Below are 14,163 nucleotides of genomic sequence, written 5' to 3' on the forward strand. Positions count from 1 at the left end.
TCCTTTATGTATTCTATAAATTTAATGCAACATAAAAATAGTTTTCTTTAAACTTTATATCAGCGCCAACATTTTGCCAAATTTTAATGGAAGCAATATTGCTTTCTTGGATTTTAGCTATGACATATTTCATATTTTTAGATTTAGCATAATTTAAAAGTTCTTTAAATGCAGCAGTAGTATAGCCATTATTCCAATAAGAGCTTCCTATCCAATAACCAATTTGTGATTTCTTATTAACCATATCTTGTTTACTCAATGAAATTGTGCCTATGGCAGCATCATTAAGAACTATCGCAAATAATTCAGAATTTGTATTCTTACACCATTCATAATTACTATGAATAAATTCGTCTATAGATATATTAATATTTTTAGATCCTAAAGCTAATTGCAGCTTTTTATCATTATTCAAAAGATTTGTAAGGTGACAGTCATAATTCATTTGGTGACAGTCATCATTATTATTTGTAACTATTTTCTTTAGTTTTATATTATTCATTTTATACCTCAGAAATAAATTTTTTAGCTATCTATTTAATTCTTCATCTACAAGTTTTTGAACACGACCAAAAGAAATTTCTTTATTTTCTCCACCTAAAGTTAAAAAGCTTTTTGTTAAATCTTCAACAGTAGGTTCTAATATATGCATGAATTCAGTATAAGCAAAGTTAAACTTAGGATCGGAGTCATCTTCTCCAAACACTGAATATAATAATCCCTCAAGCATTTGATCCATTCCCCATAATTTTAAATGTAAAAGTTCGTGGATAACGAGTGCTTCTAAATTTGTTTGTTTAGGATTAAATGTGTTTATAAGAAGAATAGCTTTTCGGTCAGTCATATCAATTTTTATATCACCACTTTTTCGCCATTCCACATCGACAAGTTCATATTTAATATCCCAATCTTTTAATCTTAAAATATCTTGCCATTTTATTAAATAATCTTTTACTAAAGATTCATCAAAAAACATATTAATACCTCCCAAAAGTATACGGAAAAATATGGTACAATATCTATTGTAGTATATTTTGAAAATTAAGACAATATTTTCTTATTTAAAATAGAAATGAGGTGTGTTTATGATTAATTTTTATGGTCAAGATTTTTCTAATAAAGTTGTGTTGGAGGTTGGAACTGGTAGGGGAGGAACCACAATAGAGCTTGCTAAATTTTTGAGCAAATTTAATGGATGTAAACTTGTAACTACAGATTTAAATGATGATAACTTTGAAAAAATAGAAGGGGAAATAAGAAATTACGATGTACAAGTAGAGTTTATTAAAACAGATGGTTGTATACTTGAAGGTATTGAAAATAATTCAATAGATTTTTTAGTCTGTAATTATACTTTATGTGCAATAAACTCTAAATGTGGTAGTGAAGCTTTAGCTATAAATAGATTTAATGAAGTTTTAAAAGAAAATGGAGTATTATACATAGAAGAAGAATACCCAATAGATATAGAAACCAATGATATGGAATATGTATGGAAAAGAAAATGGCAATTGCGTAGAGCAACTTCAATGTTATTAGGTGACAGTCATTTTAATGAAATTAATCCGTATATATTAGCAAAAATATTAGAACTTCAAGGATTTAAAGATATAGAATGGGAAAAGGACTCATCTAAATTTTTAGGAGATAATTGCTTAGAATTTTCGAATAATAGATTAAATAAAATGCTAAACAAACTTGAAGATAAAGACATTGTAAATGGAATAAAAAAAGAAATGGAAAAATTAGAGGAATATGCAACAAGAACAAATGGAATGGAGGTTCCTATATATAAAATTATTGCAACGAAAATATGATTTATAGGTTACAGTCATCATTTGTTGGTGACTGTAACCTATATTTAAAAAATATTTTGTGCAAAATAAATTTGGACAAGTAATAATACATATAATTTTATACAAAAGTATATTTTAGATTTATAAAAATAGGGCTTGTACAACAACAAAGTATTAAAGTAGAAAAATTTAATTCAAAAAAATTTATGTAGTTACATTTAGGGTATAAAAAATTTCTATTTATTTTCCTTATAAAATTTTTGAATTATATTTTTGGAGTCTGGGTTATGTATTACTAATTGAATTGCATCATTGCAGAGCATACTAACTTGTTCAATAGACATTCCACCAAGAAGAGAGGCAATTTCATAAGTACTTCTTCTTGTATATATTCCAGATAATAATGCAAAAAGGGCCTTTGGAAGTTTTACACCATGGGTATTTTTGCTTAAAAATGAGCTTCTTAGTATACCTGTTTCTTCTTCAATGAATTTAATTATTTGTTCTGTTTCAAAATCTCTTTTTAGGATGTTTCGAGTTACTTCAAATTCTATATTATTAATGTCTATTTTAAATTCTTTGTTTTTAAGTTTTATTTTTATAGAAAGGTCTAATTCTTTAAAGTGTTTAGCATTTTGTTCTAATGTATACTCAAAAAGTTGAGCATATGATTCAGTAGCATAGTATATTTTTTTTGATAGAATGCTAAGTATAAAACTTGTATCAACTATTTCAAGTTCATCTTTTTCACCTAAGTAAAAACGCATACTTGAATATTTATAAGCTTGTGGTTGTGCACTAAATCTTATGGTATCTTTAGGATTAGCATGAATATACAATGAGGCTTTAAGTAAGTATTCATCAGAGGTTATTAGCTCACTAAAAAATCTTTCTTTTAATAATGGTCCGTTTGTTTTCTTATTTTTATTGTAGTGTTTTGCATATCTGAGATTAATATTTTTCATTATATCTGAAATTTTTTCTCCGTTTGAGTCAATTATAAAATGAGCATGGGTATCCATTAAGCAATAAGCATAAACTATAAATTGATATTTTATTTTGCTTTCAGTTATTTTTTCAAGAAGTGCATCTTTATATGTATCGTTAGGAAATAGTGGTTTAGAATCAGATTGTTTTATAACTATATGATATATGCCATTTATATCAGTTATTCTTGCATGACGTGCCAAAATAATATCTCCTTTAAACAAATATAATTATTTATTTTAAAGTATTGACTTCTAGAAAATATTTAATCAACCAAAATAAAGAATAAATTAGGGACAGTCATCAATGAATAAAAGATAATCAATTAGGTGACAGTCATCAAAAGATAATCAAAAGATAAAATTTAAATCTTTTGTAATAGAATATTAAATTTTATTTATAATTTAAATGGTATAATATGTTGGATTAGCATATGGAAAAATAATCTAAAAAAATTTAAGTTATTTACGATGATAAGTAAAGTTAGAAAGTAATATTTTTATTATAGTGTAAAAAGCAATTGTTGATATTAAAGTAATTTTTAAGTTGTTAGTAAAGTTAGGAATAAGTTTACGTTTATAAGTTAAAAATGTAAGATGTACAGATATATTAATCTTAAGAAAATATTAAGAATTTGTTATGAAATAATGTAGATTTTAAAGTTATAATTATTATTGAAGAATTGAGAAAGTTTAATAGAACCTTAAAAATAATTTAAAATGTAGAAAAAGTTATAACAAGCTATTATAATATGTCTATTAATTAATGTTTGGTAAATTTGAGATTACAATTTTGTAATTTTAATGTAAAGAATTTGTAATGTAAATCAATTATATGAAATGTTAAAGTAGTGTAAAATAGATTTTAGATTAAAAGGGGATAAAATAGATTATATTTAGGAGTGGTTATTTTTGAAAAAAGAAAAGATTTTTAGTAGGAGAAATAAGATACTTATGCTAAAAAGTTTGATGGGACTTAGCATAGTAATATTTATTTTAATGCTACTTAGAAATGATGTTAATGAGATTAATTTTATAGAGTTAGGTGACATTATAAAAAATCAGAAGGTTTCAGTGGTTATGGGGTTTACTGTTTTAGGGTTAGCAGCACTTGCAGTAACAACACTATATGATTTAGTGCTTTGCAAAGAGCTAGGTATAGATATAGGAAAAATCAAAACTTTTAAGGTATCATGGATTGCTAATACTACTAATAACTTTATAGGTGCTGGAGGAGTTGCAGCTGGTGGACTTAGAACTGCTTTCTATAAAAAGGAAGATGTTTCAAGTGAAGATTCTTTTAAGATGACTTTTGTGATTTGGTTAACTACACTTACAGGGCTTTCAGGACTAATTTTAATAAATTCTAAATTTGCATATACACTTAATAATAAATTGTTTTTCATTTTATCATTAATAATTGGATTATATATACCATTTTATTTGTTTATAGATAAAATTCCTTATATTAAAAATAAATGTGAGGGAAAAATTATACCAAGTGTATCAATTAAGATAAAAATGAAAATGATAGCAGTTGCAATAACTGAATGGCTTGTTGCAGGACTATTTTTTGCAATGATAATAAAGTATTTTGTACCGGAAGTAACACTTAGTGAAGGTATAGGTGTATTCTGCTTGGGTATAACTGTAAGTATATGCAGTTTTATACCAGCGGGCATAGGATCATTTGATTTAACTTGTATATATGGATTTAAGCTTTTAGGAATAAGTTCTCCAGGTATTTTAAGTGGAATACTATTTTTTAGAATATTTTATTATATAATTCCATGGCTTTTATCTATGGCAGCATTGGTAGTAGAATTTTTACATTCCAAAACTTTAAAGAAAAATAAAAAGAATTTAGCATTCTTAAATGAATTTGGAATAAAGGCATTAGGTGCATTAACATTATTTTGTGGAGCATTACTTTTAGTAACTTCAACAGTACCAATGTTACTTGATAGGTTTAAAATAGTGCATCAGTTTTTGTCTACGCCTATATTGCAATTTTCACAGGTTACAATAACAGGTATAGGATTTATATTAATAATACTTTCAAAAGGGATAATGGATAAAGTAAAAAGCGCATATAGAGCAACACAAGTGCTTTTAATAGTAGGTGCAGTTTTAACATTACTTAAAGGCTTCAACATAGAAGAAGCAATATTTTTAAGTTTAATAGCATTTCTTTTATATTTAGCAAAGGATAGTTTTTATAGAGAAAAATCTTCAATGAAAATAAAGACAGCTATTTTATCTTTTGTAACAATATTATTTATAAGTTTGTTTTATTTAGCTATATATAAAGTTATAAATAATGGACAGCCTTTATTAGGATATAATTCGTTAATAGAAGATTTTATGTACAGTCCCAAAGCTATTTTTACGTACTTATTTATATTATTTATAATAGTTTTTATGATTCAATTTTTAAGTTTAAAGAAATTAGAGTTAAAAATGCCAGATAATGAAGATTTAGAAGAACTTAAGAAGTTTCTAGAGAAGTATGAAGGAAACAGTAAAACACATCTATTATTTTTAAAGGATAAGAATTTCTTTTATGCTATGGATAAAAAGGTATTAATTGCATTTAAAACATATGATGATAAGATGATAGCATTAGGTGATCCAATAGGCGATAAAAGTTTATTTAAAGAAGGTATTAGTGAGTTTAGAAAATTTGCAGATAAATATCACATGACACCAGTATTTTATGAAATAAATGAGGAAAATCTTCCTATATATCATGAAAATGGGTTTAACTTCTTTAAGTTAGGAGAAGAAGCCTTTGTACAATTAGAAGGTTTTAATTTGAATGGAAAGAAAAAAGCAGACCTTAGATATATAAAGAATAGAATTGAAAGAGGACTTTTTGAATTCGAAATGTTATATCCACCATTTGATAAGGAAATTTTAGAAAAAACAAAAGAAATTTCAGATAAATGGTTAGGAGATAGAAAAGAAAAGGGATATTCATTAGGATGGTTCAATGAAGAATATATAAATTTAGCACCGCTTGGAATTGTAAAATATGAAGGGGAAATAATAGCATTTGGTACTATTATGCCAAATTATGATAATAAAACTGTAGGAATAGATCTTATGAGATTAATTCCAAATCCACCTAATGGTACAATGGATGCTGTTTTTTACTCATTTATTAATTGGGCAAAAGAACAAGGATATAAGGAGTTTAATTTAGGAATGGCACCACTTTCAAATGTTGGAGTGAATAAATTCTCAAAAGTAAAAGAAAGAATGGGAAGATATGTATTTAATTATGGAAATAAAATATATAGCTTTAAAGGACTTAGAAGATATAAAGAAAAATTTGATCCAACATGGCATGGTAGATATTTAGCGTATCCAGCAAGCTCTAAATTACCATCAACACTTGTAGATCTTGCTAAATTAGTAGCAGAAAGTCCAAATTCAGATAAATAAAGAAATTTTAAATAGCTTTAACTTGAAATGAATTCTCAAGTTAAAGCTATTTTTATAATAAAAATCCATGTATCAAAAATTTTAAAAAGGTAAAACTAATTTTAAGCTTTTAGGTATTAGAAATTAAAATACATAAATCATAAAATAGTTTAACTTAAAGCTACACTAATAACTACTACCATAATAACGCCCTCCAGTTAAATAAATGAATAAATGTTAAAGTGTATAATACCTAAAAGCTTATTTAAACCTAAAGGAAGGAGAGACTTTATGAGCAAACAGCATAAACCTAACAATTCACTACAAAAAGGTGAAAGAAGACAAAAACTACATAAAAATCAAAATAACGTAGGTAATTCTAAAAATCCTCCAGAATATGAAAACTTTGAAGGTGAACCTATAGAATAAGTTAGTAAATAAATTTAAGGTGACTAAAAAGCCACCTTAAATTTATTTTAATTAGCTAGAAAGTTCTACCCATTTATTTAAGACTTCATCTAATTCATTTTGAAGAATTTCTTTTTCGCTAAAGCATTTATTTATTTCTTCATAATTAGGGCCTAATGTAAGCATATAATTTTCTAACTCTTGAATTTTAGATTCTAATACAGAAATTTTATCTTCTAGTTTTAAGGTATCATTCTCCAATTTCTTTTTTACATTTGTCCTAACAGGTCTAGTTTTCTTCTCTTTCTTTATAGAATTTTTTTGAGTTTCTTCAACTAGGTTTGCTTTTATAGTTTTATAATTATCATAGTTTCCTTCATAAATATTAAAGGCCTTATTTTCTATAGATATTATTTTTGTAGAAATTTTATTTATAAAGTATCTATCATGAGATACAAAGAAAATTGTACCTTTAAAATTTTGCAGTGACTTTTCAAGATTTTCAATAGATTCAATATCTAAATGATTTGTAGGTTCATCTAATATTAATAAATTAACTTCATTAAAAAGCAACTTAGCAAGTTTCAAACGAGTTTTTTCACCACCAGATAGAGATTTAACCTTTTTATATACACTTTCACCAAAAAACATATATTTCGATAGATATTCACGTACTTCTCCATCTCTTAGATATAAATTTCCTCTAAAACAATCTAAAACATTTAGATTTTCATCTTCAAATTCAACTATTTGAGGAAGATAGCCAACTTTAACATTAGCACCTAAAGAAAGTACTCCATTATCTAAAGTTTCATCATTTAATAAAATCTTTAAAAGTGTAGATTTGCCACATCCATTTGAACCTATAAGAGAAACTCTTTCTTCATATCTTATAAGAAAATTACCATCTTTAAATAGTAATTTATCATCAAAGGATTTACTTATATTTATAGCCTTTATTACTTCATTTCCAGAACGTTCAGTGTCTAAAAATGAAAGATTCATATTCTTTTCTTTTAAATTTGGCTTATCTATTTTATCCATTCTTTCTATTCTTTTTCTCATATTTTCAGCTTTTTTATAAAACTTTTCTCCGCCACCTTCTTGAGCCCATTTACGAAATCTTTTATATGCATCTTCCATATCTTTAAGTTCTTTTTGTTGATCTTTATAATGTTTTAATTGAATTGATTTATTTTCATTTTTTTCACTTATATATTTAGAATAGTTGCCTTTATAAACAGTACTCTCAAAGTTTTCAATTTCTACTATTTTATTCACAACATTATCTAAGAAATATCTGTCATGAGATACTATAATTACAGATCCACTATAGGATTTTAAATAGCATTCTAACCATTCCAGGGATTCAACATCTAAATGGTTTGTAGGTTCATCTAATAAAAGCATATCTGGACATTCTAAAAGTATTTGACCAAGCATTACTGTTGTCTTTTCACCACCACTTAAGGTGTCAAAATCTTTCTCTAAAAACGTATTTGTAATTTTTAAGCCACCACAAACTTTACTAAACTTTTCGTCTTTATCATAGCCACCCAATATAACATATTTTTCTTGTAAATTACTATATTTTGATAATAGTTTTTCAAGTTCTATACCTTTTGCATCTTTCATGCTTTTTTCTATAGATTTTATTTGTTTTTCTAAAGCATAGATGTCATTAAATGCTATATTCAAAATATCTCTAACAGTATGATTTTTATCATACTGTGGTATTTGTCTTAAATATCCAATAGTAGCATCTTTTCTTATGATGATATCACCTTTATCTATAGATTCTTCTTTTGTAATTAATTTCAAAATAGTGCTTTTGCCACATCCATTTCTTCCAACTAAGCCTACTTTTTCTCCTTTAAAAACTTCAAAGTTAATATTTTTTAGAACTAAGGTAGCTCCAAAATATTTTGATACATTGTTTAATGATAATTCACTCATTCTAAAATCCTCCTAACATAATAAAAACCGAGCAAGTATAAATATAGATAAAACTATATTTTATTGCCCGGATTTCAGTAGTAAGTTGAAAGAATTAAAGATATAGTACCTTTATCACTATAAATTATTAAAACTAATAAAAGATAACAAAAATTAATTACTTTAATCTTAATATTAAAAACAATACATTATCTATTTTAAAACTGTTAATTTAAAAATAGACATATTTAACAGCAACTTAAAAATAAGACTTTTACAGTAAAAAAGATAAATTTAAATTGTTTTACTATATAATACTAAGATTTTATTATTTATCTGAAATTTATAGTTTAAATCAACTTAGAGTTCCATATAAAAATCCGGGCAAGGTCATACTTACCCGGATAAATTTTCATTTAAAAATTTAAAAAGGTTAACCGGTGAAAGATGAACTACTTGCTTTATTCATAACACATCTAAAATTAGGCATAGTAATACCGTTAGTAGCATAAAAATGCAGAGATTCTAACAGATATAGCTCTAATTTTTGACATCTTATCTATAAAGCGAGTATTCATTTTTACACCTCCTTTTAACAAATAATATATTTATATTAATCAGTATAAAACTAAATACAAATAATATCAACAAAAACAAAGAAAATTCATAATTATTTTAAAATTACACAGTAATTAAGATACATATTTTTAGTATAGTATACATTAGAAATAGGATAATGTTGATTTTATAAACTTAAAGTAATAAAATGAAAAAGTATAATAAAGAAAATTCAGAAAATATTAATGACACAGGGGGAATGTCATGAAAAGAAAGACAAACTTATTACAAACATATAGGGGACTACCAAAAGAGGTTTATATATTATTTTTTGGTAAAATGATTAATTGCATTGGGGCATTTGTTTTTCCTTTACTTTCTTTAATATTAACTCAAAAAATAGGATTAACAGTAAAGGAAGCAGGGTCATTAGTAACCTTTGCAGCCATACTTCAAGCTCCTTGTATAATACTTGGAGGAAAGCTTGTTGATAGTGTTGGAAGGAAGAAAGTTATAGTTATTTTTCAAGGAATAGCGTCAATTTTATTTATAGTGTGTGGTTTTATAAATCCGTCTAAAAAACTTGCGTATATGATAATTGTAGCAGCCTGTTTTTCTTCTTTTGCAAATCCAGCATATGATTCAATGGTTGGAGATATTACAACTAAGGAAAATAGAAAAGCTTCATTTTCACTTATATATATGGGGCTTAACTTAGGATTTTCTGTAGGACCTATAATAGGTGGGTTGTTATATGAAAATTATCTTCCACTAGTTTTTATTGGAGATGCAATTACAACACTAATATCTTTAAGTCTTATAACTATCTTTATTAAAGAAACTCATGTTAAAAATGAAGATGAAAAAAATAGTAGTGATGAATTTGAAAGTGAAGAAAGTGGATCGGTTATTAAGGTATTTTTAAAAAGACCAATACTTATATACTTTGCACTTATTATGCTTACTTTCCAGTTTGCATATTCTCAGTGGGGATTTGCTATACCTATACAACTTGGAAGTATTTTTGGAAGTAAGGGTGCTAAATATTTTGGACTTTTAAGTGGATGTAATGGAATATTAGTTATAATATTGACACCAATATTAACTGCGTGCACAAGAAAAATAGATATATTAAAGATAATATCTTTTGGTGGGCTTTTGTATGCTATTGCATTTGGGTTATGTGGATTTATAGAAATACTTCCAATGTTTTTTATGGCCATAGCTATAATGACATTAGGAGAAGTTGCTATTTCTACTAATAGTGGAACTTTTATAACTAATCTTACACCAGCTTCTCATAGAGGAAGAGTAAATGCTGTGATTCCACTTATTTATGGAACAGGAAATGCTATTGGACCATTTATAATGGGGAATATGCTTGAAAGTTATGGAGTAACAACATCCTGGATGGTGATTTCAATAGTTGTACTTGTAGGTTCAGTATTTATGTATTTATTAAGATTTAATAAGTTACTAAGAAAAAACTAAGGGAGATTATCTTTCTTCTCTCCTAGTTTTTTCATCATTTTTCATTTCCCATTGAATTATAATTGTCATAAGGGCTCTTAAAAGAATTATAGAACCTAAGATCACTATTTCGTCTAAACTTCTAATTAAAACAGTTTTTAAAATTTCAGCTCCCAGCTTAAATTCTAGTCCCGTAGCCATAGCATTTGCAAATTGATGTTTTACTGGATATTCTTCTTTTAAAATTAATCCCTTCAAGTAATGATAAAATGCTTTAAAACCACCAATAGTTATTACTGTTATACCCATAAATTCTAAAGCACTTATAATAAATGGGAGATAATGTTCAATTATATTTTCAATCATAAATTTCACCTAACTTTAATTTTGATTAATGCTATTATGTGTAGAAAATAATTTATATATTAAAGAAATAATTTTAAAATTATGAATTAAAACAATATTAGTATATAATGTAATTAGAAAATTATATAACTTTATTAGAAAGGACAGATTAAAATGAAAAATCCAATAGTTAACATGAAAATAAGAGATGGTAAAGAAATAAAAATAGAGTTGTATCCTAGTGAAGCACCAGAGTCAGTTAAAAACTTTATTGCGTTAATAAAAAAAGGTTTCTTTGATGGTTTATTATTTTGGAGAGTTGAAAATGATAAACTTATTCAAGGTGGATGTCCTGATAATGATGGAACAGGAACTCTTGGATATAGTATAAAAAGTGAATGTAAGGAAAATGGTGTAGATAATAATTTAAAATTTACAAGAGGAACTATAGGTCTTGGAAGATTTGAATTTAATACTGAAAATAGTGAGTTTTTCATTGTAACAGTAGATACACCACAATTAGATGGAAAATTTACATCTTTTGGACGAGTTGTAGAGGGAATGGATGAGGTAGATAGAATAAGTAAAATAAAAACAATAGAAATGGGATTTTTTCATAAAGCTGCAGAAGAAGTTGCTATTGAAAAAATGACTGTTGATACTTTTGGTGTGGAGTATGGTGAGCCAGAAAAATTACCAGGGTTTACAAAAGAAGAAATGGTAAAAAAGAATAACGATATAATTGAAGAAAGAAAAAAATCTGGTCATAAAGTTATATAACATTTATATTTTATATAAAGCCATGAATAATTTAATTTTATTCGTGGCTTTTTTAGCGTTAAAAGTAAAATTTAAATTAGAGATAACAGGAAAATTCATGATATGAATATTGTGAATCTTGTGTATAAGGATATGTATAATAATAGTTGAATACAAAAATATATTAGTATAATTATAAAGTAATAATGTATAGAAAGATTATTTATTAGCGTCAAATATTAATTTTGTATGAATAAAAAATGAATTTATATTAAAAATAAGAAAAAATAGGTTTAAATATAAATTTTTATATAAAATGAACAAAATTTAAAATAAATAAGAGTATTTAAATACTATCTAAAAATAGTTTTTATGTGTTTCTATATTTAAATCTTAGGAAGAAGTGAGTAATATTTAGTATAATTTTTTATTTTTCACTCATACTTATTACTTGGTTTCAAATACAAAAATAGAAATAAATTGTAAGTTTAGTAGTATCATTTAATAAATATATTATTTTCATTTTGAACCTTTAATCCTATAGATAACTATAATGTGGATTTTAGAAATATAAATATATTTAAGTAATAGTATATTTTAAAGGGATTTTAGTTCAATATATTACATAAAAAAATTACATAAATTAGAATAAGTTGAATAAATTCCATAAAATATATACAAAATATTAACAAATTATTAGAAATTTCAAAAACTGTTGAATTCGTTGGCATATGCAAATATAATTTACCTATACAAATTTTAAGGCTTAAAATTATACTAAGCAAATGAATTTTTATTCAAAAATTATTAAAATATTGTAAATTAATACATACTAAATTATATCTATGGGGTTGATATAAGGTGAGAAACTTATAAAAAATTGAAAATGAGTTTGAAGCCTTATATAAAAAAGGGGGAAATAAAATTGAAAATTTTAAATGGAATCTTAAAACTTTCACCAGTTGCTATTTTAGTTGGGCTTATGTTAAGTGGTATGGAAATTTTAATAGCAGCACCAATTGCTACTTGCTGGGCTGCAATTGTAGCATATGTAACAGAAAAAATAAAATTTAATGAACTGGTAGATTGTTCAGTCGAAAATGTTAAATCAATGCAATTAGTATTTTTTATACTTATGTTTGCATATGCAATGGCATCAGCATTCATGGCTACAGGCGTTGGTGCAGCAATAGTAAATGTTGCATTGGAACTTGGACTTACAGCAAGGTCAGTAGCTGTAATAGGATTTTTAGTAACAGCAATATTATCTGTGGCAACAGGTACTTCATGGGGAACTTTTGCTGCATGTGCACCAATATTTTTATGGCTTTCACATATAGTTGAAGGAAATGTATTATTAACAGTAGCAGCAATTGCTGGTGGATCTTGTTTCGGTGATAATATAGGGTTAATATCAGATACAACGGTAGTCAGTTCGGGAATTCAAAAAGTTGAAGTTATAGATAGAATTAAAAATCAAGGAGTTTGGTCTGGAATTTGTCTTGTTATAACTGCAATAATATTTTATGTATTAAGCATATCAATGAATCTGTCAAATGTAGCATCAGTTAATGCATCATCAGCAATTGATTCAATTCCTAAAGATGTTTGGGCAGTTCTTGGAAAGAAAAGACCAGAAGCAGTAGATCTTTTAAATCAAGTTAAAGTGGGAGTTCCTTTATATATGATTATTCCACTAATAATTGTTATAATAGCTGCAATAAAAGGAATATCCACAATAGCATGCTTATCTATGGGGATAGTATCCTCTTTATTATTAGGATTGCTTGCAGGAACTACAACTATCCCTCAGTTTTTAGAGTTAGTTCAGGTAGGATTTAGTGATGCAGGAAAAACTGTAATTGTAATGATGATGTGGGTTGGAGCCTTTGGGGGTATAATGGCAAAAATGAAAGCTTTTGAGCCTATATCAAAGCTTGTTATATTTGTATCTAGAAATGTAAGACAGTTAATGTTTTTTAATGGTTGTTTATCAATACTAGGAAATGCATTATTAGCAGATGAAATGGCTCAAATAGTTACTATAGGACCAATTATAAAGGAATTAGTAGATGAAAATGTTGAAGGTAGTGAAGAAGATATGTACAAGCTTCATCTTAGAAATGCCACATTTTCAAGTGCACTTGGAGTATTTGGTTCTCAATTAATTCCTTGGCATGTTTACTTAGGATTTTATGTGTCCATAGCTAATGCAGTATATCCACTATATAAATTTACAGCAATTTCATTTATTAGATACAATGTAATGGCTATAGTTGCAGTTGGTTCATTGTTATTACTTACAATAACAGGATTAGATAGGTTTATACCGTTATTTGGAATACCTAAAGAACCACAAGTTAAACTTAAAAAGAAAAATAGAGAAGAATATTATGAGGGATCTGTAGAAATAATGTAATTAATCAAAGAGCCATAGCGAAATAAAATTTTGATATGGCTCTTTCTATTTTGAATAAACT

The 14,163-nt window shown here is 26.1% G+C and carries 11 protein-coding genes; 6 read left to right on the forward strand and 5 right to left on the reverse strand.

Going from position 1 to position 14,163, the window contains the following annotated elements; translation table 11 throughout:
* Nucleotides 1-13 precede the first annotated feature (13 nt).
* Complete coding sequence (locus BN346_RS05985; protein WP_081770933.1) at nucleotides 14-502, reverse strand: GNAT family N-acetyltransferase; 489 nt, start codon at nucleotides 500-502, stop codon at nucleotides 14-16.
* A gap of 27 nt (nucleotides 503-529) precedes the next feature.
* Nucleotides 530-976 carry a hypothetical protein gene (locus tag BN346_RS05990; RefSeq protein WP_051540085.1) on the reverse strand — a complete coding sequence of 149 codons (447 nt, stop codon included), beginning with the start codon at nucleotides 974-976 and terminating at the stop codon, nucleotides 530-532.
* 109 nt (nucleotides 977-1,085) lie between these two features.
* Between BN346_RS05990 and BN346_RS05995 the strand changes: the two genes are divergently transcribed.
* Nucleotides 1,086-1,817 (forward strand): class I SAM-dependent methyltransferase, encoded by a 732-nt coding sequence (locus tag BN346_RS05995; protein WP_040327253.1) that lies wholly within the window; start codon nucleotides 1,086-1,088, stop codon nucleotides 1,815-1,817.
* A gap of 215 nt (nucleotides 1,818-2,032) precedes the next feature.
* Here BN346_RS05995 and BN346_RS06000 read toward each other — a convergent pair whose 3' ends face one another.
* Nucleotides 2,033-2,986 (reverse strand): transposase, encoded by a 954-nt coding sequence (locus tag BN346_RS06000; protein ID WP_040327254.1) that lies wholly within the window; start codon nucleotides 2,984-2,986, stop codon nucleotides 2,033-2,035.
* 708 nt (nucleotides 2,987-3,694) lie between these two features.
* Here BN346_RS06000 and mprF point away from each other — a divergent pair.
* Nucleotides 3,695-6,229 carry a bifunctional lysylphosphatidylglycerol flippase/synthetase MprF gene (gene mprF, locus BN346_RS06005; protein WP_040327255.1) on the forward strand — a complete coding sequence of 845 codons (2,535 nt, stop codon included), beginning with the start codon at nucleotides 3,695-3,697 and terminating at the stop codon, nucleotides 6,227-6,229.
* A gap of 270 nt (nucleotides 6,230-6,499) precedes the next feature.
* Nucleotides 6,500-6,637, forward strand: a complete 138-nt coding sequence (locus BN346_RS21900) for a clostri-philic family protein (protein ID WP_187372127.1) — start codon at nucleotides 6,500-6,502, stop codon at nucleotides 6,635-6,637.
* A 51-nt stretch (nucleotides 6,638-6,688) separates the two neighbouring features.
* Here BN346_RS21900 and abc-f read toward each other — a convergent pair whose 3' ends face one another.
* Entirely contained in the window at nucleotides 6,689-8,572 is a 1,884-nt protein-coding gene (abc-f, locus tag BN346_RS06010; RefSeq protein WP_040327256.1) for a ribosomal protection-like ABC-F family protein, read from the reverse strand.
* An 801-nt stretch (nucleotides 8,573-9,373) separates the two neighbouring features.
* On the opposite strand from abc-f, the gene BN346_RS06015 reads away from it, so the two are divergent.
* The gene (locus BN346_RS06015; protein ID WP_040327257.1) at nucleotides 9,374-10,600 is read left to right on the forward strand and encodes an MFS transporter; all 1,227 of its coding nucleotides are present in this window, start codon (nucleotides 9,374-9,376) and stop codon (nucleotides 10,598-10,600) included.
* Nucleotides 10,601-10,606: 6 nt separating this feature from the next.
* Here the strand turns inward: BN346_RS06015 and BN346_RS06020 are convergent, their stop codons facing one another.
* A complete protein-coding gene (locus BN346_RS06020) occupies nucleotides 10,607-10,945 on the reverse strand; it encodes a DUF1622 domain-containing protein (RefSeq protein ID WP_040327258.1) in 339 nt (112 codons plus the stop codon).
* 153 nt (nucleotides 10,946-11,098) lie between these two features.
* Between BN346_RS06020 and BN346_RS06025 the strand changes: the two genes are divergently transcribed.
* Together BN346_RS06025 and BN346_RS06030 are read left to right on the forward strand one after the other, a co-directional pair.
* Nucleotides 11,099-11,704, forward strand: coding sequence for a peptidylprolyl isomerase (locus tag BN346_RS06025; protein WP_074432680.1), 606 nt, complete (start codon nucleotides 11,099-11,101; stop codon nucleotides 11,702-11,704).
* 904 nt (nucleotides 11,705-12,608) lie between these two features.
* Entirely contained in the window at nucleotides 12,609-14,102 is a 1,494-nt protein-coding gene (locus BN346_RS06030; protein WP_242838399.1) for a Na+/H+ antiporter NhaC family protein, read from the forward strand.
* The last annotated feature ends 61 nt before the right edge of the window (nucleotides 14,103-14,163 follow it).

This window comes from Clostridium ihumii AP5 (genome assembly GCF_000612845.1).
Taxonomy (GTDB): Bacteria; Bacillota; Clostridia; order Clostridiales; family Clostridiaceae; genus Clostridium_J; species Clostridium_J ihumii.